The sequence below is a fragment of the Caballeronia calidae genome (genome assembly GCF_900044055.2).
Lineage (GTDB): Bacteria > Pseudomonadota > Gammaproteobacteria > Burkholderiales > Burkholderiaceae > Caballeronia > Caballeronia calidae.
Window position 1 is genome coordinate 1 of the sequence record NZ_FCOX02000365.1, and the last position, 555, is coordinate 555.

The window sequence follows — 555 nt, forward strand, 5'->3', positions numbered from 1 at the left end:
GCCGAAAAGCGCGCAAAACCATTGCAGCTTGCACAACTCGAACGCCTGGCAGCCTGGCTGGACGCACAGATCGCGAAGGCGATCTGTGAAGGCAACGAACGGATCCGCATTACGCATGTTCGCAACAAGGCACTCGTGCTGCTCGGTTTCTGGCGTGGTTTCCGCTCCGACGAACTCAGCCGGTTGCAGATCGAGCATGTGAGCGTCGAACCGGGTCGCGGCATGGTGCTGTTCCTGCCGCGCACAAAGGCGGATCGCTCCCGGGTTGGCACGACCTTCCGGGCACCAGCACTCTCGAGGTTGTGTCCGGTCTCGGCGTACGAAGCGTGGATTGCGATTTCCGGCCTGACTGAAGGTGCGGTGTTCCGCAACATCGACCGTTGGGGACACGTAGGCGACGCCGCACTGCATGCCGGCAGTTTCGTGCCGCTGCTGCGCGCGCTGTTCCGCGCTGCAGGCGTGCCGGCACCGGACAGTTACAGCAGCCACTCGCTGCGCCGGGGCTTTGCAACCTGGGCCAACTCAAACGCGTGGGATCTCAAGATGCTGATGGAG

At 63.1% G+C, this 555-nt stretch carries 1 protein-coding gene; it reads left to right on the plus strand.

All coding sequences use genetic code 11. The features are described 5' to 3' along the window. The coding region (locus tag AWB78_RS43060) for a tyrosine-type recombinase/integrase (protein WP_157697937.1) at positions 1 to 555 on the plus strand (555 nt) is incomplete at both ends.